Here is a 24,011-nt window from a genome sequence, read left to right as displayed (position 1 = left end):
GGGGCGGTGGTGGCGAACTTCTGCATGGTCTTTTCCTTCGCTTCGTTGTTTCCGATGAAGGAAAAGCTACGTTGCGTTCGTAGGTGTGGCAACACGCTCGTTGCGTAAAACTGCCATCAGCGCAGGTCAGAGGTAAGAAGTTGTTGCAATGGTTTGGGTTTTAATGCAACAACGGCCATCCGCTCGTTGCAATGGAATGAGAGTGAACGCTATGGTGGAGGCACCAAGGAAGAACGAAGGGAGATCGCGATGCCGGGAGGCAGGCTCACCCAGGAGGAACGGCGGCAGATCGCGCTGGGGGTGGCCGACGGGCTTGCCTACGCGGAGATCGCCAGACGCCTCGACCGCCCCACCTCGACGGTCACGCGTGAGGTGATGCGCAACGGCGGCCCCACCGCCTACCGTGCCGACCTGGCCCACCGGGCCACCGAACGCCGTGCCCACCGGGCCAGGCAGGCCGCGCCCCGGGGGCAGGAGGCACCCCCGCAGGACCACGGACGCGACGCGGAGGCCGTGCGCGCGTACGAGGAGGTGTTCACCGCCGTCTTCATGCAGTCGGGCCTGCCCAGGATGACGGCCCGGGTGCTGGTCTCCCTCTACACCACCGACACGGGCAGCCTCACCGCGTCCGAACTCGTCCAGCGCCTCCAGGTCAGCCCGGCGTCCATCTCCAAAGCGGTCACGTTCCTCGAAGGCCAGGGACTCATCCGACGGGAACGCGACGAACGCCGCCGCGAGCGCTACGTCGTCGACGACGACGTCTTCTACCAGTCGGTGATCGCCAGCGCTCGCGGCCACGCCCAGCTCGTCGAGACCGCACGGCAGGGCGTGGGCGTCCTCGGCCCCGACACCCCGGCCGCCGCCCGCCTCGAAAACATCGCCCGCTTCGTCGACTTCATCTCCGAGAGCATCACCCGCGCCGCCGAGCAGGCCCGCGAGATCCTCTACGCGAAACCCGAAGCGACCCCGGGCGGGGGCGGCGCGGCCGAGCCGGGTCCAGAGCGCGGATAGGTCCGGCCGGGGCGGCGCCGAGGCGGCGCTTCAGTCGCGCGGGCGCCGCCGCCGCAGCAGCCGCTTCGCGGCGAAGACCAGGGCCAGGCCCACCGCCAGGACGACGGCGCCCTTGCCGAAGCTGCCGCCCGGCTCCGGCGAAGGGGCCGCCTCCGACGGGGAGCCCGGCTTCGGCGCGGCCGCAGGGGGCGTGGGAGCCGCCACCGGGACCGCGATGACCCGGCTGCCCTCGCCCTCCGCGCCGAACATCAGCGCGCCCCCGTCCGCCGTGTACGTCACCGACTCCGCCTGCCCCTGCCACGGCGCGTCCACACGCTCGCCCCCGCCCTCCGGACGGCCGTCCTTCCACGGGTACGTGCGGGCCGTGAAGTAGCCCCGCAGGGTCAGCCGGTTCCCGTCGGGCGAGAACGCCCCGTCCGTCACCCACGGCACGTCCGCCACCCGCCGGAACACGTTCGCCGCGCCGTCCCCCGCCGACAGCTCTGCGGGGCCCTCGTACAGCCCGCCCTTGCTCTCGTCCTTGCTCGCGATGTAGACCCGCCCCGTCACCGGATGCACCATCAGAGCCTCGGCGTTGCGCGGCCCGTCCGCGTACCGCACCGTGAACTGCGTGGCCTTGACCGTGACATCGCCCAGCACCTTCGGCTCCTGGAAGCGGTAGATCCACACGTGGTTCCAGGTCCCGCCCAGGTTGTCGCCGATGTCCCCGACGTAGAGCTGCCCGTCCGGCCCCAGCGAGATCGCCTCGACGTCACGCGGCTTGCCGATCCCGGTCAGCGTCACCCGGGCCACCGTCTTCCCGGTCGCCGAGTCCACCGCGTAGATGTACGGGCCGTCGTCGCTGTCGTTGTGCGTCCAGTACACCCCCGGGTGGATCCGGCTGGCCGCGAGCCCGCTCGACTCCTTGATCCGCGGGTCGGAAATGGTGAACGAGGAGGCGCCGGCGCCCTCCGCCGCGAAGGCGGCGGCACCCGGCAGCAGCGTGAGGGCGGCGGCGACGGTGGCAACGGCGGTGGCAACGGCGGCGGACGGCAGGGGCAGGCGCATCCCCCCAGCCTGCCAGCACCTGCCGCGTGTCCGGCGTCACAGGTGCTTCCGTCGCGCGATCCGCGATGATGACCGGATGCGTTTCATGTTCGTCGGCGACTCCATGACCATCGGACGCGCCGGCGACTACACCTGGCGCTACCGGATGTGGCAGCACCTCAACTCGACCTTCGGCGGCCCCTACCGGATCGTCGGCCCGCGCAGCGAGCTGTACGAGGGCTCCGACGCGTACGCCGACCCGGGCTTCCCCGAGGACGCCCGCCGCCATCTGGCCGGCTGGGGCGAGGGCTGGCAGCACATGGCCCCCCTCATCGGCCCCGCGGTCGGCTCGACCGGGGCCGATGTCCTGCTGGTCTCCCTGGGGCTGATCGACCTCGGCTTCTACACCGACGCCGAGCAGACCGCCGCCAACGCCCGCCGCTTCATCGCCGAGGCCCGCGCCGCCCGTCCCGCCGTCCGCATGGTCCTGCTGCCGGTCATCCCGAACAGCCGGGCCGAGGAGGACGCACCCTTCGCGGCCGAGGTGGCCCGCTTCAACGAGCTCCTCGCGAAGGCGGTCGCCGACCTGACGACGGCGGCCTCGCCGATCCTGCTGGCCGCGCGCCCGGACGCGTACGACATCCACCACGACACCTACGACGGCACCCACCCCAACGCCTCCGGCGAGCACCGGCTGGCGGGGGAGTTCGCGGCCGTCCTGCACCAGGCGTGGGGGATCGGCGGCCCCTACCGGCCCGAACAGGTGAAGTAGTGCAGGGCTGTGAGACTCGCTCCATCCCTGATCTTTGCAGGGGATCCCGGCCTTCAGGCCCGGCGGGAATGCGATCTCTGGATTGCTCTGACGTGCTGGTCACAGCGGGTGTTTTTGCTGCTCGATGTACTGGTTGACGATGCTGAGCGGGGCGCCGCCGCATGACCCGGCGAAGTAGGACGGGGACCAGAAGACGGAGTCTGTCCCGATCCGGTTGATGCGGACGGTGTACTCGGCTCTCAGGTATCGGGATGAGACGCCTTTGAGGGAGTTGACCAGCTTGGAGAGCTGGACTTTCGGCGGGTAGTGCACGAGCAGGTGCACGTGGTCCTCTTCGCCGTTGAACTCGCGCAGCTCGACCTCGAAGGATTGACAGACGTCTCGCATGATCTCTTCGCAGCGCGTCAGCATCTCGTCGTTGAAGACGCCGCGTCGGTACTTGGTGACGAACACCAAGTGCACGTGCAGGTTGTGGATGACGTGGGCCAGGCGATCGCGCTCGGCGAGATGCTGCGGGATCACTGCTCCCTCTACAACGGTGCGTTGCAGGAACGCCGCGACGCCTGGCGGCACCCCTCGAAGACGAGCGTCAAGTACGGGATGCAGTCCGGGCAGCTCACGGACATCCGGGCGTTCGACCCCGAGCGCCAGGGCCGCTGGTCGTTCAGCTCGCAGCAGGCGACGCTTCGTCGGCTGGACAAGGCGTTCGCCGCGTTCTTCCGGCGGATCAAGGCCGGGGACAAGCCCGGTTACCCGCGCTTTCGCGGCGTGAACTGGTTCGACACGGTGGACTTCCCCAAGGACGGCGACGGCTGCCGCTGGAACAGCACCCCGCACGACCCGGTGACCCGAGTGCGTCTCCAGGGTGTCGGGCACGTCAAGGTCAACCAGCACCGCGCGGTCCTCGGCAAGGTCAAGACCGTCAGCGTCAAGCGCGAGGGCAAGCGCTGGTATGTGGTGCTGACCGCCGAGCAGGACCAGCCCGAGCCGCTCCCCGCGACCGGCTGCGTGGTCGGCATCGACCTCGGCATCGCCTCGTTCCTCACCACTTCCAACGGCGTACATGTCGAGAACCCGCGCCACGCCCGCAGGGACGCTGCGAAGCTTGAAGCAGCGCAGCAGGCGCTGAGTCGCTTCCCGCGCTGCAAGGCCAAAGACCGTACTCGCAACCACCAGCGGGCCGTGGAGAAGGTCGCGGCCCTGCACGGCAAGGTGCGGCGCCAACGGTTCGACCACGCACACAAGACCGCGCTCGGCCTGGTCCGCGAGCACGACTTCATCGCGCACGAAGACCTCAAGATCTGCAACATGAGCAAGGCCCCCGCACCGAAGCCCGACCCCGAGACGCCCGGCGGTTTCCTGCTCAACGGGGCAGCGGCCAAAGCGGGCCTCAACCGTTCGATCGCTGACGCCGGATGGGGGGTGTTCCTCGCGATCCTGAACGCAAAGGCTGAGAGTGCCGGGCGGGAAGTGATGGCTGTGGACCCCCGCAACACCTCCCGGCGGTGTCCCGCATGCGGGCACACCGCGAAGGAGAACCGGCCCACACAGGAGAAGTTCCACTGCGTCAGCTGCGGCCACCAGGCGCACGCCGACGGGGTCGGGGCACTCAACGTTCTACGGGCCGGGCTGGTCCGTCGCAAGCCAACCAGGCATAGCGAGAAGCCCCGTCCTTCAGGGCGGGGAGGAGTCACGAACTTCGGCCCCCAGACCGGGGAGCCCGAAAGCCACTCGATCATGGACTCCGCGCTCGATGCGGGTCTGAACGTCTTCGACACTGCCAACCAGGTATTTTGATGCCCACTTGAATGCGCGGCGGCCGCCACCCAGGACAAAGGGACGGCGGCCGCCGTACGTACGGCTACCTGCTCACCAGGCGAAGGCCTCCGGGGACGGTCCCGGGCCGGGGAAGATCTCGTCCAGGGCCGTCAGTAGCTCGCCGCTCAGCTCCAGCTCCAGGGCGCGCAGTGCGCTCTCCAACTGCTCGGCCGTGCGCGGCCCGACGATCGGCCCCGTCACCCCGGGCCGGGTGAGCAGCCAGGCCAGGGAGGTCTCGCCGGGCTCCAGGCCGTGCTTGTCCAGCAGGTCCTCGTACGCCTGCACCTGCGCCCGTACCGAGCTGTTGGCCAGCGCGTCCGCCGACCGGCCGGAGGCGCGGCGCCCGCCCTCGACCTCCTTCTTGATGACCCCGCCCAGCAGGCCGCCGTGCAGCGGGGACCAGGGGATGACCCCGAGTCCGTATTCCTGGGCAGCCGGGATGACCTCCATCTCGGCACGCCGTTCGGCGAGGTTGTAGAGGCACTGCTCGCTGACCAGGCCGACCATCCCGCGCCGGGCGGCGGTCTCATTGGCCTGGGCGATCTTGTAGCCGGGGAAGTTGGAGGAGCCGGCGTAGAGGATCTTGCCCTGCTGGATCAGTACGTCGACGGCCTGCCAGATCTCCTCGAAGGGGGTCCGGCGGTCGATGTGGTGGAACTGGTAGAGGTCGATGTGGTCGGTCTGGAGCCGCTTGAGGCTGGCCTCGACGGCGCGTCGGATGTTCAGCGCCGAGAGCCGGTCCTCGTTGGGCCAGGTCTCGCCCTCGCGGGACATGGAGCCGTAGACCTTGGTGGCCAGGACCGTTTTCTCCCGGCGGCCACCGCCCTGCGCGAACCAGGTGCCGATGATCTCCTCGGTGCGGCCCTTGTTCTCACCCCACCCATAGACATTGGCCGTGTCTACGAAGTTCAGACCCGCGTCGAGCGCGGCATCCAGGATGCCGTGGCTGGTGGGTTCGTCTGTCTGAGGACCGAAGTTCATCGTGCCGAGAACGAGTCGGCTGACCTTGAGTCCCGTACGTCCGAGCTGCGTGTACTTCATGAGCCCCAAGCCAACTGCTTCGAGTCCACTCCAGGCAAGAGCACCCCGCCAGCCCACTGGTTTATGCGACAACGCGCATAGTCGCGTCTCTGCATAGACGTCCGAACCCACGGCTCCGTACGGTCTTCCTGTCTGGCCCTGATCAGGGCCACGAACCAGGGGGTTCACATGGCTCGTGAGGAACTGACCCGACTCACCGGCAACGGAAACGGCGAGTGCGGACAGGGCGACTGCCCCAACGTGTACCGCACCGCGTCCGGCTCCTTCGTTGTCCAAGGAGACCTGTCCGACGCCTTCACTCCACCCTCCGGCGAGGCGCTCGTGGAGATTCCCGAGAACGTCTTGAAGGAGGCTGTACGTGCTCTTGGATGGTGACGAGTGGCAGGCCAAGTTCCGCGACTTCAAGACTGAGGCGTGGCGGCTTGAGACCTTGCCGCAGTACCTCGTCCCGCAGGAGGCCGAGGAATTCGCCGCGTTCAAGTCCGGCGCGCGTTTCCCCGGCCCCTACGAGGACTCCTGGACGGCCTTGATCCGTAAGCACACCACGGTCGGCGGCGGTATCGGGCGGGTGCACATCCTGACCCGTCCGCTCTCGGATTACCTGCGCTTCGAGTTCGAGCGCTACTACCAACATCAGGCCCCCGTCGGGGAAGACATCCGCATCCTCGACGTGAGCGACCGGCCGAACCCGCTGCCGGGCGTCCAGGACTTCTGGATGTTCGACCGCTCCACGGTCGTGCTGATGCACTATGAGGAGGACGGGCGGCAGATCTCCCGAGAGCTGTACGAGGGCGACCCCGCCCCCTTCATTGCGTACCGGCGCATCGCGGTAGAAGCCTCCGTGCCGTTCCTGGAGTACGTACGCGCGTGACCTTCGAGCCTGAGCGGATGGGCCACTCTAGCCGGGAGCTGGCCGACAAACTCCGCGAGCTGCGCAAGCGATCCGGGCTCTCCGGGGCCCGGGTCGCGGCGCGCTGCAACATGTCTCAGTCCAAGGTCAGCCGGATCGAGAACGGCAAGGTCCGGCCGTCGCTGGTGGACCGGCCCCGTTGAACACCTTCACGGTCTACGACGACCGCATAGCAACCGTGGAGGTGTCCACGGGAGTCCTGGTCTTTCGCGATCCACGGGACGTGCGGAGCCATCTTCAAGAGTTCGCCGCCTACGAGGAAATGGCAATCTTCGGGGAAACTGCACGGGAACGCCTTGCCGAATGGGCCGCAGCCTGCCGCTGTTGATCTTTAATCCACAACGAGACTGAAACTGTGAGGCCCGTACTGCCCCGGGAAACGATGACGTGCCGTCGAAGAGCACCCATACGGAAGGCGTACGTCATGAGCAGAGCGCAGACCACGATGTCGGGGCCCGTGTACCTTTCGCTCCCGAATCCACCGCCAAAGCCGGCGAAGGGCTGCGGGGTGTGCAGCGCCCTGGTCGCGCAGCGGCGGGAGGCCCGGGACAAGGGTGATCTCTCGGCGGTGACGGATGCGGACGTGGAGATCCGTAACCACCCTCATAGGCCGCGGCGGTCGGGATGACACGCGCGATCCTGCGGTACGTGGAACACCGGATCACGCAGCATCCGGGGACGGACGTGACGTTCGAGGCCGACTGTCTCCGTTGCGACTGGCAGGCGCCGGCATCGGAGGATGGGGCAGCCGTCGACGTCGAGTGCATGAGCCACGCGGGACGTACGGGCCATCAGGGCTTCCGCCGTCGGTGTACGTCCTTCGCGTGGGTCGAGCACACGGAGTGACGCAACAAGCCGTGGCGCTGGAGCGGCTGGGCGCCCGCTTCAGGCGCCTTCTTCGAGTGGCGGTACAAGGTGGCTGGCCTGGCTGCTGACGCGTCCCGGGGTCACCGGGCCGAGCGTGGGGGCCGCGTACGCAGGAGCAGCTCGACTCGGCGGTGCGCGCGGTGGAGCTGGAGCTCTCGGCGGAGGTCCTGGCGGGCCTGGACGAGATCTTCCCGGGCCCGGGGCGGTCGCCGGAGGCTTTCGCCTGGTAGCGGGGCCGGGCGAAGCGCCATGCCGGGGGTCCGGGGGTTGTCCCCCGGGCGAGCACAGCGCTACTGGCCGACGGCTGCCGCCACGGCCACGACGACGAACATCAGCACGAGCACACCGGCCATCACACGGTTTCTGGTCTTGGGATCCACCCGTCGAGCCTAACTCAGCCGGCGAGCGGCCAGGCCTGGACGGTCTCGTAGCGGGGCTGCTCGCCGGGCACCCCGCTCACGGGGAGGTTGCTGCGGACCAGGCTGAGGGTGTCGACCTGCCAGGGCGTGCCCTCGAAGCCGGCCAGGGCGTCCAGGTACGGGGCGAGGGCGGTGGCGGCGTTGCGGCTGCGGGCCAGGGTGAGGTGCGCGGTGTACCGGCGGTGCTGGTCCATCGGCACCCCGGCCCGCCGGGCGGCGGCGTCGGCCCGCTCGGCGAGCATCCGCAGGGCGGTGAGCTCCCCGGCGGCGCCGACCCACAGGGCGCGGTCCCCGAAGTGCCCGCAGCCGTGCAGGCGGAGCGCGAAGGGTTCCGTGCGGTGGGCGGCCCGCTCCAGGCGGGCGTACAGGTCGGGGAGCACCTCGTCCCGTACCTCGCCCATGAAGGCGAGCGTGAAGTGCCAGCCCGCTTGCGCGGTCCACGTCAGCCGGTCGTCGCGCACTCCGTGCACGGCCTGTGCGAGCTCGGCGACGGCCCCAGCGGGCGGCAGGACGGCTGCGAACAGTCTCATGCGCCGAGCGTATGCTGTGCGCGCCGCCGCTGCGGGGGCTCCGCCCCCGAACCCCCGCGCCTCAAACGCCGGCGGGGCTATATTTCAGCCCCTCCGGATCTTTCAGCCTCGCCGGCGTTTGAGGCGCGGGGTCTGGGGCGGAGCCCCGGGAGGGCGGGCCGCAGGGTCAGGCGACCTTGACCAGTTCGCGGGGCCGTACCGACGGGACGAAGGCGACACCGCGCCGGTCCACCCGCAGGCGGAGGTTGCCCACCCGGGCGAGGACCACCGCGATCGCGACAGACGCGGCCAGCGACACCGCACCACCCGCGGCCATGCCGACCCGCGCGCCGTACGTGTCCGTGATCCAGCCCAGCAGCGGCGCGCCCAGCGGGGTACCGCCGGTGAAGACCATCATGAACAGGGCCATGACCCGCCCCCGCATCTCCGGGTCGGTGGCCATCTGCACGCTGGAGTTGGCCGTGACGTTGACCGTCAGCCCGAAGACGCCGATCGGCACGAGCAGCGCCGCGAACAGCCAGAAGCCGGGCGCGAAGGCCGTCACGAGCAGCAGCACCGCGAACAGCACGGCCGCGGCGACCAGCAGCCGCAGGCGGGAGTGGCCGCGCCGGGCCGCGAGCAGGGCGCCCGCGAGGGAGCCGGCCGCGATCAGGGTGTTGAAGAGCCCGTACGTGCCCGCGTCGCCGTGGAAGACGTCGCTGACGAACGCCGACAGCCAGATCGGGAAGTTGAACCCGAAGGTCCCGATGAAGCCCACGAGCACGATCGGCCAGATCAGCTCCGGCCGGCCGGCGACGTACTGCAGCCCTTCGCGCAGCTGCCCCTTGGCGCGGGGCCGGGGTTCGACCGGGTGCAGCTCGGCGGTCCGCATCAGCAGCAGGCCGGCGATGGGCGCGGCGAACGACAGGCCGTTCAGCAGGAAGGCCCAGCCGGAGCCGACGGCGGTGATGAGCACACCGGCGATCGCCGGGCCGACCAGCCGCGCGGACTGGAAGTTGGCCGAGTTCAGGCTGATGGCGTTGGCGACCTGGTCCTTGCCGACCATCTCGGGGACGAACGTCTGGCGGGCCGGGTTGTCCACGACGGTGACCAGGCCGAGCAGGAAGGCCGCGAGGTAGACGTGCCAGACCTGGACGTGTCCGGCCAGGGTGAGGACGGCGAGCGCGACGCCGGTCAGGCCCATCGCGCTCTGGGTGGCGATCAGCAGGGGCCGCTTGGGCAGCCGGTCGGCGAGTACGCCTCCGTAGAGGCCGAACACCAGCATCGGCAGGAACTGCAGGGCGATGGTGATGCCGACGGCGGAGGCGGAGCCGGTCAGGGAGAGGACCAGCCAGTCCTGGGCGATGCGCTGCATCCAGGTGCCCGTGTTCGAGACGACCTGGCCCGTCGCGAAGAGCCGGTAGTTCCGGATCCTCAGCGAGCTGAACATCGAGTTCCTGCCCGCGGGTGCCGCGGTACGCGCGGCTGTAGTGGTGGTGGATATGTGGCCGGGTGCGGAGTCTGCTCCGGTTCCCGTACTCAAAAGCGTTCGCCTCCTGGCGTCGTTCCTACAGGTGCGCGAGCTTCTCCAGGACGGGTGCGGCCTCGCGCAGCTTGGCCCATTCGTCCTCGGTCAGCTCGGCCGCGAGTCCGGCCAGGAAGGCGTTGCGCTTGCGGCGGCTCTCTTCGAGCATCGCTTCGGCCTCCTCCGTCTGGCGGACCACCTTCTGGCGGCGGTCGTCGGGGTGCGGTTCCAGCGTGACCAGTCCCTTGGCCTCCAGCAACGCGACGATGCGTGTCATCGACGGCGGCTGGACGTGCTCACGCCGGGCCAGCTCGCCGGGCGTGGCCTGGCCGCACCGGGCGAGGGTGCCGAGGACCGACATCTCGGTCGGGCTCAGCGACTCGTCGACGCGCTGGTGCTTCAGGCGTCGGCCCAGTCGCATCACGGCGGAGCGGAGATCGTTCACGGCGGCAGCATCGTCGCCATGGGTGAGGTCAAGCATGTATTTAGAGTAACTCATTACTCTTCCTAAGGAAAACCGCTTTATGCGGGGGCGCTCGGCCGGTCACTCGTAAGGGTGAGTCGGCGGCGGAAAGTGACACGCGTACACACCCTCTGCCCCGACTCTTTCGGCATGGGGACACATGTGCTGAGCATGCGCATAGACGGGGAGCTCCTCGACAGGCTCCGGATCCATGCCGCCAAACGCGGAATGAGCGTCCAGGACTACGTGGTCCGGACGCTCATTCGCGATGACTTCGACGAGCGCTTCAAGGCGGCCGTCGACGAGACGGAGAAGTTCTACGGGCTCACGTGAGCCCGGGCGGGGCTACGCGAGGCCGAGGGCCGGCATCGCGTAGTAGAAGACGAACACCGCCGACACGACGTACATGGCCACCGGGACCTCGCGGCCCCGGCCGGTCGCCAGGCGCAGCGCGCAGAAGCTCACGAAGCCGATGCCGATGCCGTTGGTGATCGAGTAGGTGAAGGGCATCATCACCATGGCCAGGAAGGCCGGGACGGCGATGGTGAAGTCGCTCCAGTCGATGTCCTTGACCGAGCCCGCCAGGATCAGGAAGCCGACCGCCACCAGCGCGGGGGTGGCCGCCTGGGACGGGACCATGGTCGCCAGCGGGGTGAGGAACAGCGCCACGGCGAAGAGGCCGCCCGTCACGACGTTCGCCAGGCCCGTACGGGCACCCTCGCCGACCCCGGCCGTGGACTCCACGAAGCAGGTGGTGGCCGAGGAGGAGGTGGCGCCGCCCGAGGCGACGGCCAGGCCGTCGACGAGCAGGACCTTGTTGATGCCGGGGAACTCGCCGGTCTTCTTGTCGATCAGCTTGGCCTCGTCGCCGACGCCCAGGATGGTGCCCATGGCGTCGAAGAAGCAGGACAGCAACACGGTGAAGACGAAGAGGACGCCGGTCAGCACCCCGACCTTCTCGAAGCCGCCGAACAGGCTGACCTGACCGACGAGCCCGAAGTCGGGCGCGGCCACCGGGTTGCCCGGCCACTCGGGGACGGTGAGGCCCCAGCCCGAGTCGGGCAGCTTGGCGATCAGCTGGACGGCGACCGCGGCGACGGTCATGACCACGATGGAGATCAGGATCGCGCCCGGCGTCTTGCGGATCAGCAGGGCGAGGGTGAGCAGCACGCCGATGACGAAGATCAGGACGGGCCAGCCGTCCAGGTGGCCGGTGCCGCCGAGCTGGAGCGGGACCGTGGTGTGCGCGGCGTCCGGGATGCGGGAGACGAAGCCCGAGTCGACCAGGCCGATCAGCATGATGAACAGGCCGATGCCGATGGCGATGCCCTTGCGCAGGCCCAGCGGGACGGCGTTCATGACCCGCTCGCGCAGGCCGGTGGTGACCAGCAGCATCACCACGAAGCCGGCCAGGACCACCATGCCCATGGCGTCGGGCCAGCTCATGCGCGGGGCGAGCTGGAGGGCGACGACGGTGTTCACGCCGAGGCCGGCGGCCAGTGCGATCGGGACGTTGCCGATGACACCCATGAGGAGGGTGGAGAAGGCGGCCGTCAGGACGGTGGCCGTGACGAGCTGGCCGCTGTCGAGCTGGTGCCCGTACATGTCCTTCGCGCTGCCCAGGATGATCGGGTTGAGCACGATGATGTAGGCCATCGCGAAGAAGGTCGCGAAGCCGCCGCGGACCTCACGGGCGACGGTCGAGCCGCGCTCGGAGATCTTGAAGTAGCGGTCCAGTCCTCCGGAGGGCTCCTGGAGGGAAGGTTCCGGGGCGGTGGCCGTGGGGGTGCTCATACGGTCCTCATTGGGTGGTTCATACGAAGAAAATGGGCCACGCCCAAACCGTTTCAGTATGAACACATGAACGAAGGGCAGTCCATCTCCGCGCGTAGACCTCGAAATGACAGGCCTAGACTTCCTGTATGGCGAAATGGACTGCGAAGCACGAGGCGCCCGAGCCCCTGGAGGGCCCGATCGTCGCCACCATCACCGGCGGCACGATCATCTGGTTCGCCCTCTTCATCGTCCAGCTGCCCTTCTACGGGTGGTTCTCGGACCGCGGTCAGCTGTGGTGGGTCTGGACCTGCGCGGCCGGCGGCTTCCTCGGCCTGATCGGCATCTGGTACGTCCGCGGCCGCGACGCCGCCCTCAAGCGCCACGCGGAGGCCGCTGCGCTGGCCGCGCGGACGAAGCCGGATCCGCAGCCCTAGCTCCGCGTCCGCAGCCGGGCCGTGGGGCGGGGACGCTCCGGGACGTCCCCGCAGGTCGAGCGAACCCACCGCCGGGTGACCGCCGACAAGGCCAAGGGTTCGCGAGCCGAGGAGACGTCCCGGAGGGGCCCCGCCCCACCTCGAAGCCGAGCCGCCGCCCGAGCCGCCACCCGACCCGCCGCCGGAGCCGCACCCCCGACCCGGGGACGACCCGCACCCCCGACCCGGGGACGACCCGCCACCCCCGACCCAGGGACGATTCGGGTCATCCTGAGGTCGGATCTTCCGACTTCTCGGCGGGTGAAGCGTTCGAAGCCCCCTTACCGTCGAAACCATGACGCAGCGGGCGAGGATCGACCAGGACGGGCCGGAGCCAAGCGGCGGCGGTGGCCCCGGCACCGCCATCGACGCGGGCGCCGAGCTCGACCCCGTGCACCCCGTACAGCCACCGGCGCCCCGGTTCAAGCCCGGCGGCCTCACCACCGCCGAGGTCGCCGAGCGCGTCGCGCGCGGCGACGTCAACGACGTGCCCGTCCGCAGCAGCCGCTCCACCGCCGACATCATCCGCGCCAACGTCTTCACCCGGTTCAACGCGATCATCGGCGTGCTCTGGGTGATCATGTTCTTCGTCGCGCCCATCCAGGACAGCCTCTTCGGCTTCGTGATCATCGCGAACACCGGCATCGGCATCATCCAGGAGCTGCGCGCCAAGAAGACCCTCGACGGCCTCGCCGTCATCGGCGAGGCCAAACCGAGCGTGCGCCGCGACGGCCGCACCGCCGAGATCTCCACGTCCGAGATCGTCCTCGGCGACGTCATCGAACTCGGCCCCGGCGACAAGGTCGTCGTCGACGGATCCGTCGGCGAGGCCGACGGCCTGGAGATCGACGAGTCCCTCCTCACCGGCGAGGCCGACCCCGTCCTGAAGAAGTCCGGCGACCTGGTCATGTCCGGTTCCTTCGTGGTCGCCGGCGGCGGCGCGTTCACCGCCACCAAGGTCGGCCGCGCGGCCTACGCCGCCCAGTTGGCCGAAGAGGCCTCCCGCTTCACGCTCGTCCACTCCGAGCTGCGCTCCGGCATCTCCACCATCCTCAAGTACGTCACCTGGATGATGATCCCGACCTCCATCGGCCTCGTCATCAGCCAGCTCGTCGTCAAGGACTCCAACCTCAAGGACTCCATCGCCCGGACCGTCGGCGGCATCGTCCCGATGATCCCCGAGGGGCTCGTCCTCCTCACCTCCGTGGCCTTCGCGATCGGCGTCATCCGGCTCGGCCGCAAGCAGTGCCTGGTCCAGGAGCTGCCCGCCATCGAAGGCCTCGCCCGGGTCGACGTGGTCTGCCTCGACAAGACCGGCACCCTCACCGAGGGCGGCATGGACGTCACCGAGCTCCGCCCGCTCGGCGGCGCGGAGGCGGCGTACGTCAAGAAGGTGCTCGGGGCGCTGGGCGAGTCCGACCCCCGCCCCAACGCCAGCCTCCAGGCGATCATCGACGCCTACCCCGTCAGCGCGGAGTGGCGCTGCACCGAGTCCCTGCCGTTCTCCTCCGCCCGCAAGTACAGCGGCGCCAGCTTCAGCGAGGGCGACGGCGAGAACAACACCTGGCTGCTCGGCGCCCCCGACGTGCTGCTCCCCGCCGGGGACCCGGCCCTCGAGGAGATCAACGCGCTCAACGAGCAGGGCCTGCGGGTCCTGCTCCTGGCCCGCTCCGGCCGCGAGCTGGACGACGAGGCCGTGGCCACCGGGGTCAGACCGACCGCCCTGGTCGTCCTGGAGCAGCGGCTGCGCCCCGACGCCGCGGACACGCTGCGCTACTTCGAGGACCAGGACGTCAAGGCGAAGGTCATCTCCGGCGACAACGCGGTCTCCGTCGGCGCGGTCGCCGGCAAGCTGGGGCTGCCGGGCGCGGAGAACACCGTGGACGCGCGCAAGCTGCCCGCCGAGCAGGCCGACATGGCCCGGGTCCTCGACGAGAACGCCGTCTTCGGGCGGGTGACCCCGCAGCAGAAGCGGGACATGGTCGGCGCCCTGCAGTCCAAGGGCCACACGGTCGCGATGACGGGCGACGGCGTCAACGACGTGCTCGCCCTCAAGGACGCCGACATCGGTGTCTCGATGGGCTCCGGCTCGGAGGCCACCCGGGCCGTGGCCCAGATCGTCCTCCTCAACAACAGCTTCTCGACGCTCCCCTCGGTGGTCGCCGAGGGCCGCCGGGTCATCGGCAACATCACCCGTGTCGCGACCCTCTTCCTGACGAAGACCGTCTACTCGGTGCTCCTCGCGATCCTCGTGGTCTGCTCGCAGGTCGAGTACCCCTTCCTGCCCCGCCACCTGACCCTGCTGTCCACGCTCACCATCGGCGTCCCGGCCTTCTTCCTGGCCCTGGCCCCGAACAAGGAGCGCGCGCGGCCGAACTTCGTGAAACGGGTGATGCGGTACGCGATCCCGGGCGGCGTGATCGCGGCGACGGCCACCTTCGTGACCTACCTGATCGCCCGCGCCCACTACACGGGCCCCGACTCCCTCAAGGCGGAGACCAGCGCGGCCACGCTGGCCCTCTTCCTCACCTCGATGTGGGTGCTGGCGATCATCGCCCGCCCGTACACGTGGTGGCGGGTGGGTCTGGTCGGGGCGATGGGCGGCGCCTTCCTGATCGTGCTCGTCGTGCCGTGGCTCCAGGACTTCTTCCAGCTCAAGCTGGAGGGGGCCACGATGCCGTGGATCGCGGTGGCCATCGCGGCGGGCGCCGCGGTCCTGATCGAGTTCACGTTCAGGTGGGTCGACCGCAAGTTCCCTGCCTGATCGGCAAGACACCCCCCAGGAGGTTCGTTCAGACGAGGCCGTCGGCGGTCAGGCCCGCGAGTACGGCCCGGCCCAGGGCGTGCACGGCGGACTGCGGGCGGACCATCACGGTGAACTCCTTGACCCGGCCCGCCTCGTCGAACTGGAGCAGGTCGATGCCGTGGATCTGCTTGCCGTCCACGGTGGCCCGGAAGGGCAGGATCGCCGACGGGGCCTGCGTGCCGTCCGCGCTGGTCTCGGCCGTTCCCTCGAAGCTGCCGACGTAGCGCAGGTCCTCGAAGACGCGCAGCAGGACCCCGAAGAGCCCCAGCACCATGGGCCGGCCCTCGAACGGGGTGAACTTCACCGGGCTGTAGAGCCGGATGTCCTCGGTGAACAGGTCTTCCAGCGCGGTCAGATCGCGCTTCTCCACGGCGGCGCGGAAGCGTTCGGCAGTGTCCATGTCCATGGCTCCTCCTGGCGTTCGGGCACTCGGCTCATACTCAAGGAATTGACTAGTCACTTTCATGAGTATGATGCGAGAGCGGACGAGGAAAAGGAAGGGGCCGCTGCGATGGCCTTGCGACATGCGGTACTGGCGGCGCTGCTGGACGCCGAGTACAGCGGGTACGAGCTGGCGAAGTCCTTCGACATCGGCGTCTCGAACTTCTGGCACGCCTCGCCCCAGCAGCTCTACGCCGAGCTGGCCAAGCTGGAGAAGGAAGGGCTGGTCGCGGGCCGCCAGGTGGTCCAGGAGGGCCGCCCCAACAAGCGCCTCTTCCAGGTCACCGAGGCCGGCCGCACCGAGCTGGAGGCGTACGCCGCGGCCCCGTCGAAGCCCCTGGTCATCCGGGACGACCTCCTCGTCAAGGTCCAGAACGCCGACCGCATCGGCAGCGCGCCGGTGATCGCACAGCTCGAAGAGCGGGCGGCCGCGGCCGACGCCAAGATCGAGCTCCTCGGCAAGGTGCTGCGCAAGATGCGCGGCGACGTCGACGAGGAGGAGTTCCTGCGCCGGGGCGAGCGGATCGGCGGATACCTGACCGGCCTGCGCGGACTGGCCTTCGAACAGGGCCACCGGGACTGGTGCCGCCGCAGCGCGGCCATCTTGAGAGAGAGGCTGACGGACCATGTCGGCGGTTGAGTACCTGCGCTACGTCGCCCTCGGCGACAGCCAGACCGAGGGCCTCGGCGACGGCGACGACACCGTGGGCCTACGGGGCTTCGCGGACCGCTTCGCCGAGCACCTCGCGGCCGTCAACCCCGGCCTGAAGTACGCCAATCTGGCCGTACGGGGACGTCTCGCCGGTCAGGTCCGCGCCGAACAGCTGGGCCCCGCGCTGGCCCTGCGCCCCGACCTGGCCACCGTCGTCGCCGGGGTCAACGACATCCTGCGGCCCCGGTTCGACGCCGCGGAGGTCGCCGGGCACCTGGAGGCGATGTTCGCCGAACTCACCGCCGCCGGGACCCACGTGGCGACCGTGACCTTCCCCGACCTGAGCAGGATCGTGCCCCTGGCCCGGCCCGTCGGGCCCCGCGTGCACGAGCTCAACACCCGCATCCGCGCCGCGGCCGCCCGCCACGGGGTCACCGTCGCCGAGACCGCCCGGCCGGCTGCCGTCAACGACCCCCGGATGTGGACCGAGGACCGGCTCCACGCCAGCCCCCTCGGCCACGAACGGATCGCCGCGGCCCTCGCCCACGCCGTCCGCCTGCCCGGCAGCGACGACACCTGGACGCTGCCGCTGCCGCCCCGGGCCGCCCCCGCGGGCTCGACCGTCGCGGCCGAACTGCGCTGGGCGGCCGCGTTCCTCGGCCCCTGGCTGGGCCGCCGCCTGCGCGGCCGCTCCTCCGGCGACGGCCGCACCGCCAAACGCCCCCAACTGCTGCCGCTGCTCTAGTCGAACCAGCGGTCCCGCGCCAGTTCCGCCGTACGCGACGGGTCCTCCAGCAGGGCCGCCACCTCGAAGCGGCGCGGCCACTGGCCCGCCGACCAGGCGAGGCCGGCCGCCACGCCCTCCAGCGTGGCCGCGTGGAGGGTCCCGTCGGGGGTGCGGCGCCAGTCGAGTTCCGTGCCGCCGGCCACCAGTTCCTCGTGCTCGATGTACGTGGCCGGGGTGGCCGGGCCCAGCAGGACGCGGACCGGCTCCGGGACCTCGTGCTCCTCGCCCGGCGTGGTCACCTCCGCCGGGACCGTCTCCGACAGGCGCCGGACCTGGAGCAGGTCCGCGAGGTCCGCCGCCCGCGACGGGGTGACGGGGAGGAGGGGCAGGCCCGCCGTGAGGGGGAGGAGGTCCGGGGCGTCGGCGATGACCGCGTCGGCCGCGTCCACCACGAGCACCTCGCCGTCCACCACCGCACGCAGCTCGTCCGGCAGGGTGACCTGCTCGGGGTCCAGATCGGCCAGCGCGCCGTACAGGCCGTGCAGCTGCCGGCCCGTCACCTCGCGGTCCGGGTCGGCGAGCCGGGTCAGCAGCTCGGCCGCGCCGCCGGGCTCGTCCAGCAGGGCCGGCACGGTGGTCCGTACGCCCAGGGCCCGCAGCACCTGCTCGTCCTCGAAGCCCGTGGCGTCCGCCGAGGTGTAGAGGCCTTCGAGGAGCGGGTCGCCGCCCGCCGCGCGCAGGCCCGCCGGGCGGCGGCCGTCGAGCACCGGGTGGTCGCGCAGCCACCAGGCGGTGTACGGGCGCACCGACTGCGTGGTGCCGTCCGGGAGGAGGATCCGTACGGGCTGGATCAGCGCGTCGCGCAGCGGCGGCTGCGCGAGCATCGCCAGGGCCTGGGGCCAGCAGTCGTCGTCGACCAGGTCGAGGTCGCGGACCGCGACCAGTTCCGTGGCCACCGGGGGCACCGGGGTGTCCGGCAGCTGGTCCAGTACGTCCTCGCACCACACGTCCACCGCGTCCAGCAGACCGGCGTCGTCGAGCTCGGCGAAGTCCCCCTCGCGCGGCTCCAGTTCGTCCGGGTCGAGGACCACGTCGGTGGCGCGGACCAGCTGGAAGGTGGCGAGGACCCCGCAGGCGGTGAGGGTGTCCGCGTCCCAGCGGGCCGCCAGCTCGGCGTCCACGTACGGGACCTCGTCCTCCCGGATGACCGAGGCCAAGGGGCTGCCGGGCAGCAGGAGTTCGCCCGCCGGGGTCAGTTCGCCGTCCTCGTCGGGCAGGGCCAGCGCGCCCAGCCAGGGCTCGTCGCCCGGCGCCAGACCGGCGTCCCGGACCAGCCCCAGGACCACCTCGGCCAGCTCGTCGGCGTCCAGGGTGTCCGCGTCCTCGTCCCAGATCTCCCCGGCGTCGAGGGAGCCCGCGACGGCCGCCCGCACCTGCGGGGTCGTCAGGACGGACCGCGGCGTGGCCGGGAGCGCCCCGAGCTTCTCCAGCAGCGGGTGCGCCGCGTCCGGGTGGGCCACCTTCAGCCCGAGGCGGGCGAGGTCCGTCGGGGTGTCCGCCGAGGGGAGCAGGACGTGGCGCGGGCCGATCGTCGTACGGCCGTCGGCCAGCGGCACGGGCAGCCCGGACAGCCGGTCGGGGTCCACCCCGGCCAGGCTGTCGTAGAGCCGGTGCCACCAGTCGGGGGTCCGCTCGATGCCCGCGATCCGCTCGATGGCATCGCCGAGCGGCAGCCGGCCCACGCCCAGGGTGCGCAGCTCGGCGCGGCGCTCCAGCCCCGCCGGGAGCAGGGTCGGCAGGACCTCGGCGAGGACGCGTACGGTGTCGGCGCCTGCGCCCTCCACCACCTCGGCCTCGAAGGGGCGCAGCGCCGGCAGCTCCTCGGTGGGGGCGGCGGGCGCGAGGAACGCCGTACGGGGCAGGCGCTGGAGCACGGCCGCGCGCAGCGCCCCGTCGAGCAGGCCCTTGCCGAGCGGGCCGGGGACCAGGTCGATGAGGGCGGTGCTCACCGGCTCCCAGTCGCCGAGGAGTTCGGCGTACGCGTCGGCCGCGCGCTCCACGAGGAAGTCGGTCAGCGGCCCCGGCGCGGGATGCCGGCGGGTGGTGTCCAGCGGCAGGGTCGCGATGAGCAGCGCCGGGATGCCCAGCGGCTCGTCGGTGGGGGTCGGCGCGTGCACCACGGGTGCGGTGGCCGGGCGCAGCGGGGCGCCGTCGGCGTCGACGGGCACGGACCAGGACACCGCCCAGGACGGCCGCAGCCGCTCCTCCACGGGCCGGTCGGCGAGCAGCGCCCGCTCGATGGGGCCGCCGTGGCGGACGGTGCGCCAGCGGCTGGTGCGCGTGCCGGAGGCGGTGGTGTCCTCGATGACGGTGTACGGGCCCTCGTCGCGGCGCTGCAGCGTGCGGGTGCCCCCGCCTGTGCTGCTCGACGGTGTCTCGATCACGACCTCGCGCAGCCCGGGCAGGGTGAGCAGCAGGGCGTCGTCGATGCCCGCCAGCAGCCGCTCCGCCAGATCCTCGGCGGCGGCGTCGCGCAGCGGCAGGACCACGACGGTGTCGTAGCCCTCGGGGGCGGTGCCCTCGGCGGGCAACGGGAGCCGCAGCAGCGGTACGTGCCCGTCGCGGCGGCGCAGCTCGTCGCCGAGGCCGGGGCTGCCGACGGCGGCGTCCCGGGCCAGCTCGCGGGCCTCGGCCAGGGACCAGCGGACCCCGCCGTGGCGCCCGAGCACCGCGGGCTCGTCGGAGACGGCCAGGACGGCGGCGAAGCCGACGCCGAAGCGGCCGACGCTGTCGTCCGAGGACTCCCGCTTGGCGGAGGCGCGCAGGGTGCTCAGCGACTCCACGCCCGTCGCGTCCAGCGGGGCCCCGGTGTTGGCGACGGCCAGCAGCGCGTGCCCGCGGTCGCCCCCGCCGGGGTGCAGGGTGAGCCGCAGCCGGCCGGGCACCTTGGCGCGGGCCGCGGCATCGGCGGCGTTCTGCGCCAGCTCGACGACGAGCCGGTCCCGGTAGCCGCCGAGCGCCATGTCCTCCTCGGCGTTGGCGTCCTCGCGGAAGCGGGCCGGGCCCGCGCCCCAGGCGTCGAGCACCCCGCGCCGCAGCCGGGCCGTGCCGAAGGGGTCCACGCCGCTCTGGGCCGCCGTCACTCGCACGCTCACGCCGCTGCCTCCAAGAATTGCCGTACCCGAACTCCTGCAAGGTAGCGCGTGCGGACCACGCCCCTCCCCGTGAGGTGGGCGAACACGACCGAGCCCCCGGCGACACGAGGTCGCCGGGGGCTCGGTACGCGCGTGCTAGATGTTCTCGATCACGTAGTCGATGCAGGCCGTCAGCGCCTGCACGTCCGCCGGGTCGATCGCCGGGAACATCGCGATGCGGAGCTGGTTGCGGCCGAGCTTGCGGTACGGCTCGGTGTCCACGATCCCGTTGGCGCGCAGCACCTTGGCGACGGCCGCCGCGTCGATGTCGTCCGAGAAGTCGATCGTGCCGATGACGGCGGAGCGCTTGTCGGCGTCCACGACGAAGGGGGTGGCGTACTTGGACGCCTCCGCCCAGCCGTACAGGTTGCGCGCGCTGGCCGCCGTACGGCCGGTGGTGAACTCCAGGCCGCCCTGGCTGTTCATCCACTCCAGCTGCTGGTTCAGCAGGAAGAGGGTCGACAGCGCCGGGGTGTTGTACGTCTGGTTCTTCAGCGAGTTGTCGATCGCCGTCGGCAGCGAGAAGAACTCCGGGATGTGCCGGCTGCCGGAGGCGTGCACACGCGCGGCGCGCTCCAGGGCGGCCGGGGAGAACGCGGCCAGCCACAGGCCGCCGTCCGAGGCGAAGGACTTCTGCGGCGCGAAGTAGTAGACGTCCGTCTCGGTGATGTCCACCGGCAGACCGCCCGCGCCCGAGGTCGCGTCCACCAGGACGAGGGACCCGGCGTCGGCGCCCGCGACGCGCTTGATCGGCGCCGCGACACCCGTCGAGGTCTCGTTGTGGGTGTACGCGTACACGTCCACGCCCGCCTCGGCCACCGGCTCGGGGTGCGTGCCCGGCTCGGAGGAGATCACGGACGGCGCGTCCAGCCACGGCGCGAGCTTCGCGGCCGTGGCGAACTTGGAGGAGAACTCGCCGAAGGTGAGGTGCTGGGACTTCCGCTCGATCAGACCGGCGGTCGCGATGTCCCAGAAGGCGGTGGAGCCGCCGTTGCCCAGGATCACCTCGTAGCCCTCGGGGAGGGAGAAGAGGTCCCGGAGGCCCTGGCGGACCGAGCCGACCAGGTTCTTGACCGGAGCCTGGCGGTGTGAGGTTCCGAGCAGGGAGGTACCGGTGGCGGCGAGGGCGTCCAGCGCCTCGGTCCGCACCTTGGAGGGGCCCGCGCCGAAGCGTCCGTCGGCGGGCTTGATGTCAGCGGGAATCTGGATCTCAGCCACGAGCGGAGCGTATCCGGTCCCGGTCCGCGCTTCGGCAGCGCGTCCACCCGATGAGACGCACCGTGAGACCGGGACGGTGGCAGGGTTGACGCCGTGACGACACCCGGGGAACTCGAACGGACCTTGCGGGCGGAGCTGCGCGGGGAGGTGGACTTCGGTGCCGCGGCCCGGGCGCTGGTGACCATGGACGCCTCGAACTACCGGCGCGTGCCGGTCGGCGTGGTCAGCCCGCGCGACGCCGACGACGTGGCGGCCGCGCTGCGCGTGTGCGCCGGGGCCGGGGTCCCGGTCGTCCCGCGCGGTGGCGGGACCTCCATCGCCGGCCAGGCCACGGGGGTGGGCGTGGTGCTCGACCTCACCCGGCACATGAACGCCCTGGTCTCCGTGGACCCGGCCGCGCGCACCGCCGTCGTGCAGCCCGGGCTGGTCCTGGACCGGTTGCGGGAGGCGGTGCGCCCGTACGGCCTGACCTTCGGCCCGGACCCCTCCACGCACTCCCGCTGCACCCTCGGCGGCATGATCGGCAACAACGCGTGCGGGGCCCACTCGGTGGCCTGGGGGACCACCGCGGACAACGTGGCCGAGCTGGCGGTGACGGCGTACGGGGGCACGGTCCACCGGATCGGGACGGGCTGGCCGGGGGCGCCGCGGGGCCTGCGGGAGCTGGTCGAGGGGAACCTGGCGGTGCTGCGCACCGGGATGGCGGGCGGCTTCTCCCGGCGGATCTCGGGCTACGGGGGCCTCGACGCCCTGCTGCCCGAGCGCGGCGTGCAGCTCGCACGGGCCTTCTGCGGGAGCGAGGGCACGCTCGGGGTGGTGACCGAGGCCGTGGTGCGCCTGGTGGAACTGCCGCGCGCGCCGGTGCTGGTGGTGCTCGGGTACGCGGACGAGAGCGCGGCGGCGGACGCGGCCGCGGGCGTGCTTCCGTACGGGCCGCTGACGGTCGAGGGGATGGCGGAGGACCTGGTGCGCGGGGCCGCGGGACTGCCCAGGGGCCGGGCCTGGCTGTTCGTGGAGATGCGGGACGAGGGCGCGGCGCGGTCGCTCGTACGGGGCGCCGACGCGCTCGCCGCGGTGGTGGTCACGGACCCGGCGGGGCAGCGGGCGCTGTGGCGGATCCGCGAGGACGCGGCGGGGACGGCGACGCGGACCCCGGACGGGGGGATGGCCTGGCCGGGCTGGGAGGACTGCGCGGTGCCGCCGGCCCGGCTGGGGGCGTACCTGAGGGAGTTCCGCGCGCTGCTGGCGGCGCACGGGCTGCGCGGCACGCCGTACGGGCACTTCGGCGAGGGCTGCGTCCACGTACGGATCGACTTCGACCTGTCCTCGGCGGGCGGGGTGTCCCGCTTCCGCGCCTTCTCCTCGGACATGGCCGATCTGGTCGTCGCCCACGGGGGCTCGCTGTCGGGGGAGCACGGGGACGGGCAGGCGCGGGCGGAGCTGCTGCCGCGGATGTACGGGCCGGACGTGGTCCGGCTGTTCGGCGCGTACAAGGACGTGTGGGACCCGGCGGGCGGGATGAACCCGGGGATGCTGGTGCGGCCGGGGCGGCTGGACGAGAACCTCCGCTTCGCGGTGCTGCCGGCCACGCCGTTCGCCGGTGAGGTCGCGCGGTGCGTCGGGGTCGCGAAATGCCGCTCCGTCGACGTCGGCGGCCCGGGCGTCATGTGCCCGTCGTACCGGGCCACGGGGGAGGAGCAGCACTCCACGCGCGGCCGGGCCCGGCTGTTGCACGAGATGCTGGCCGGGGAGATCGTGCGGGACGGCTGGCGCTCGGCGGAGGTCGCACAGGCGCTGGACCTGTGCCTGGGCTGCAAGGGCTGCCGCAGCGACTGCCCGGTGGGCGTGGACATGGCCGCGTACAAGTCGGAGTTCCTGCACCACCACTGGTCGGGCCGCATCCGCCCGCTCGCCCACTACACGCTGGGCGGCCTGCCGACCTGGCTCCACCTGATCGCCGCGCTGCGGATGGCGGGCGTCGCCAACGCGGCGGCCCGGCTGCTCCCACTGCCGGGCCTGACGCGAGAACGGGCCCTGCCGGAGCTGGCACGCGAGCCGTTCACCCGCTGGTGGCGCCGCTCCCGCCCTGCGGCCCAGCACGACGCACTGCGCCCGGGACACCTCCCAGCCGCCCCGCACTTTCCGGCCCGGCCGAATCTTCCGGCTGCGCCGAGCCCTCCGGCTGCGCCGAATCTTCCGGCCCGGCCGAACCCTCCGGCTCCGCCGAACCCTCCGGCTGCGCCGAGCCCTCCGGCTGCGCCGAATCTTCCGGCTGCGCCGAGCCCTCCGGCTGCGCCGAATCTTCCGGCTGCGCCGAGCCCTCCGGCTGCGCCGAATCTTCCGGCTGCGCCGAGCCCTCCGGT

Annotated in this window: 24 protein-coding genes and 1 pseudogene; 15 read left to right on the top strand and 10 right to left on the bottom strand. The window is 71.5% G+C overall.

Annotated elements, in window-relative coordinates; all coding sequences use genetic code 11:
* The first annotated feature begins 249 nt into the window (after positions 1-249).
* Positions 250-1,011 carry a GbsR/MarR family transcriptional regulator gene (locus ACZ45T_RS37335; protein WP_468448604.1) on the top strand — a complete coding sequence of 254 codons (762 nt, stop codon included), beginning with the start codon at positions 250-252 and terminating at the stop codon, positions 1,009-1,011.
* A gap of 30 nt (positions 1,012-1,041) precedes the next feature.
* On the opposite strand, the gene ACZ45T_RS37330 is transcribed toward ACZ45T_RS37335, so the two are convergent.
* A complete protein-coding gene (locus tag ACZ45T_RS37330; RefSeq protein ID WP_468448603.1) occupies positions 1,042-2,058 on the bottom strand; it encodes a WD40 repeat domain-containing protein in 1,017 nt (338 codons plus the stop codon).
* Positions 2,059-2,134: 76 nt separating this feature from the next.
* Between ACZ45T_RS37330 and ACZ45T_RS37325 the strand changes: the two genes are divergently transcribed.
* Positions 2,135-2,809 carry a GDSL-type esterase/lipase family protein gene (locus tag ACZ45T_RS37325; RefSeq protein ID WP_468448602.1) on the top strand — a complete coding sequence of 225 codons (675 nt, stop codon included), beginning with the start codon at positions 2,135-2,137 and terminating at the stop codon, positions 2,807-2,809.
* 99 nt (positions 2,810-2,908) lie between these two features.
* Here ACZ45T_RS37325 and tnpA read toward each other — a convergent pair whose 3' ends face one another.
* Positions 2,909-3,328: an IS200/IS605 family transposase gene (tnpA, locus tag ACZ45T_RS37320; protein ID WP_468448609.1), complete on the bottom strand. Its 420-nt coding sequence runs from the start codon at positions 3,326-3,328 to the stop codon at positions 2,909-2,911.
* Here tnpA and ACZ45T_RS37315 point away from each other — a divergent pair.
* Positions 3,266-4,606, top strand: coding sequence for an RNA-guided endonuclease InsQ/TnpB family protein (locus tag ACZ45T_RS37315; RefSeq protein WP_468448601.1), 1,341 nt, complete (start codon positions 3,266-3,268; stop codon positions 4,604-4,606). The genes tnpA and ACZ45T_RS37315 overlap by 63 nt on opposite strands.
* Before the next feature lie 72 nt (positions 4,607-4,678).
* On the opposite strand, the gene ACZ45T_RS37310 is transcribed toward ACZ45T_RS37315, so the two are convergent.
* Positions 4,679-5,668 carry an aldo/keto reductase gene (locus tag ACZ45T_RS37310; protein ID WP_468448600.1) on the bottom strand — a complete coding sequence of 330 codons (990 nt, stop codon included), beginning with the start codon at positions 5,666-5,668 and terminating at the stop codon, positions 4,679-4,681.
* Between the two features lie 168 nt (positions 5,669-5,836).
* Between ACZ45T_RS37310 and ACZ45T_RS37305 the strand changes: the two genes are divergently transcribed.
* The 6 genes and pseudogenes from ACZ45T_RS37305 to ACZ45T_RS37280 form a co-directional block, all read left to right on the top strand.
* Positions 5,837-6,043: a hypothetical protein gene (locus ACZ45T_RS37305; protein WP_468448599.1), complete on the top strand. Its 207-nt coding sequence runs from the start codon at positions 5,837-5,839 to the stop codon at positions 6,041-6,043.
* Positions 6,027-6,539, top strand: a complete 513-nt coding sequence (locus ACZ45T_RS37300; protein ID WP_468448598.1) for a DUF6879 family protein — start codon at positions 6,027-6,029, stop codon at positions 6,537-6,539. Before ACZ45T_RS37305 ends, ACZ45T_RS37300 begins: the two co-directional genes overlap by 17 nt.
* The gene (locus tag ACZ45T_RS37295) at positions 6,536-6,721 is read left to right on the top strand and encodes a helix-turn-helix domain-containing protein (RefSeq protein ID WP_468448597.1); all 186 of its coding nucleotides are present in this window, start codon (positions 6,536-6,538) and stop codon (positions 6,719-6,721) included. Before ACZ45T_RS37300 ends, ACZ45T_RS37295 begins: the two co-directional genes overlap by 4 nt.
* Positions 6,643-6,906 carry a Scr1 family TA system antitoxin-like transcriptional regulator gene (locus ACZ45T_RS37290; protein ID WP_468448608.1) on the top strand — a complete coding sequence of 88 codons (264 nt, stop codon included), beginning with the start codon at positions 6,643-6,645 and terminating at the stop codon, positions 6,904-6,906. The genes ACZ45T_RS37295 and ACZ45T_RS37290 overlap by 79 nt, the downstream gene beginning before the upstream one ends.
* A 296-nt stretch (positions 6,907-7,202) precedes the next feature.
* Complete coding sequence (locus tag ACZ45T_RS37285; protein ID WP_468448596.1) at positions 7,203-7,424, top strand: DUF7848 domain-containing protein; 222 nt, start codon at positions 7,203-7,205, stop codon at positions 7,422-7,424.
* Positions 7,425-7,485: 61 nt separating this feature from the next.
* A pseudogene (locus tag ACZ45T_RS37280) lies at positions 7,486-7,675 on the top strand (aldo/keto reductase); the annotation flags it as partial.
* Positions 7,676-7,839: 164 nt separating this feature from the next.
* On the opposite strand, the gene thpR reads toward ACZ45T_RS37280, so the two are convergent.
* The 3 genes from thpR to ACZ45T_RS37265 form a co-directional block, all read right to left on the bottom strand.
* On the bottom strand, positions 7,840-8,394 hold the full coding sequence (gene thpR, locus ACZ45T_RS37275) for an RNA 2',3'-cyclic phosphodiesterase (RefSeq protein WP_468448595.1): 555 nt from the start codon (positions 8,392-8,394) through the stop codon (positions 7,840-7,842).
* Between the two features lie 166 nt (positions 8,395-8,560).
* Positions 8,561-9,916, bottom strand: a complete 1,356-nt coding sequence (locus ACZ45T_RS37270; RefSeq protein WP_468448594.1) for an MFS transporter — start codon at positions 9,914-9,916, stop codon at positions 8,561-8,563.
* 25 nt (positions 9,917-9,941) lie between these two features.
* The gene (locus ACZ45T_RS37265) at positions 9,942-10,379 is read right to left on the bottom strand and encodes a MarR family winged helix-turn-helix transcriptional regulator (RefSeq protein ID WP_468448593.1); all 438 of its coding nucleotides are present in this window, start codon (positions 10,377-10,379) and stop codon (positions 9,942-9,944) included.
* 132 nt (positions 10,380-10,511) lie between these two features.
* Here ACZ45T_RS37265 and ACZ45T_RS37260 point away from each other — a divergent pair, with 132 nt between their 5' ends.
* Positions 10,512-10,694: a hypothetical protein gene (locus ACZ45T_RS37260; RefSeq protein ID WP_030010567.1), complete on the top strand. Its 183-nt coding sequence runs from the start codon at positions 10,512-10,514 to the stop codon at positions 10,692-10,694.
* 12 nt (positions 10,695-10,706) lie between these two features.
* Here ACZ45T_RS37260 and ACZ45T_RS37255 read toward each other — a convergent pair whose 3' ends face one another.
* The gene (locus ACZ45T_RS37255; protein WP_468448592.1) at positions 10,707-12,155 is read right to left on the bottom strand and encodes an NCS2 family permease; all 1,449 of its coding nucleotides are present in this window, start codon (positions 12,153-12,155) and stop codon (positions 10,707-10,709) included.
* 128 nt (positions 12,156-12,283) lie between these two features.
* Between ACZ45T_RS37255 and ACZ45T_RS37250 the strand changes: the two genes are divergently transcribed.
* On the top strand, positions 12,284-12,571 hold the full coding sequence (locus tag ACZ45T_RS37250; protein ID WP_468448591.1) for a DUF2530 domain-containing protein: 288 nt from the start codon (positions 12,284-12,286) through the stop codon (positions 12,569-12,571).
* Between the two features lie 334 nt (positions 12,572-12,905).
* Positions 12,906-15,374, top strand: coding sequence for a cation-translocating P-type ATPase (locus tag ACZ45T_RS37245; RefSeq protein WP_468448590.1), 2,469 nt, complete (start codon positions 12,906-12,908; stop codon positions 15,372-15,374).
* Positions 15,375-15,402: 28 nt separating this feature from the next.
* Here the strand turns inward: ACZ45T_RS37245 and ACZ45T_RS37240 are convergent, their stop codons facing one another.
* Positions 15,403-15,816: a nuclear transport factor 2 family protein gene (locus ACZ45T_RS37240; protein WP_468448607.1), complete on the bottom strand. Its 414-nt coding sequence runs from the start codon at positions 15,814-15,816 to the stop codon at positions 15,403-15,405.
* A 111-nt stretch (positions 15,817-15,927) separates the two neighbouring features.
* Between ACZ45T_RS37240 and ACZ45T_RS37235 the strand changes: the two genes are divergently transcribed.
* The gene (locus ACZ45T_RS37235; protein WP_468448589.1) at positions 15,928-16,497 is read left to right on the top strand and encodes a PadR family transcriptional regulator; all 570 of its coding nucleotides are present in this window, start codon (positions 15,928-15,930) and stop codon (positions 16,495-16,497) included.
* On the top strand, positions 16,484-17,254 hold the full coding sequence (locus ACZ45T_RS37230) for an SGNH/GDSL hydrolase family protein (protein ID WP_468448588.1): 771 nt from the start codon (positions 16,484-16,486) through the stop codon (positions 17,252-17,254). The genes ACZ45T_RS37235 and ACZ45T_RS37230 overlap by 14 nt, the downstream gene beginning before the upstream one ends.
* Here the strand turns inward: ACZ45T_RS37230 and ACZ45T_RS37225 are convergent.
* Entirely contained in the window at positions 17,251-20,391 is a 3,141-nt protein-coding gene (locus tag ACZ45T_RS37225) for a sacsin N-terminal ATP-binding-like domain-containing protein (protein WP_468448587.1), read from the bottom strand. The two genes, ACZ45T_RS37230 and ACZ45T_RS37225, sit on opposite strands and share 4 nt — an antisense overlap.
* A gap of 135 nt (positions 20,392-20,526) precedes the next feature.
* Positions 20,527-21,648, bottom strand: a complete 1,122-nt coding sequence (gene serC / locus ACZ45T_RS37220; protein WP_468448586.1) for a phosphoserine transaminase — start codon at positions 21,646-21,648, stop codon at positions 20,527-20,529.
* A 183-nt stretch (positions 21,649-21,831) separates the two neighbouring features.
* Between serC and ACZ45T_RS37215 the strand changes: the two genes are divergently transcribed.
* Positions 21,832-24,011: FAD-binding and (Fe-S)-binding domain-containing protein (locus ACZ45T_RS37215; RefSeq protein WP_468448606.1), on the top strand; the 2,180-nt coding region annotated here is incomplete at its 3' end.

The organism is Streptomyces sp. NPDC030995, assembly GCF_055571215.1.
Note: the sequence above shows the minus strand (reverse complement) of the source record. Positions and strands in the feature narration are given on the sequence as shown.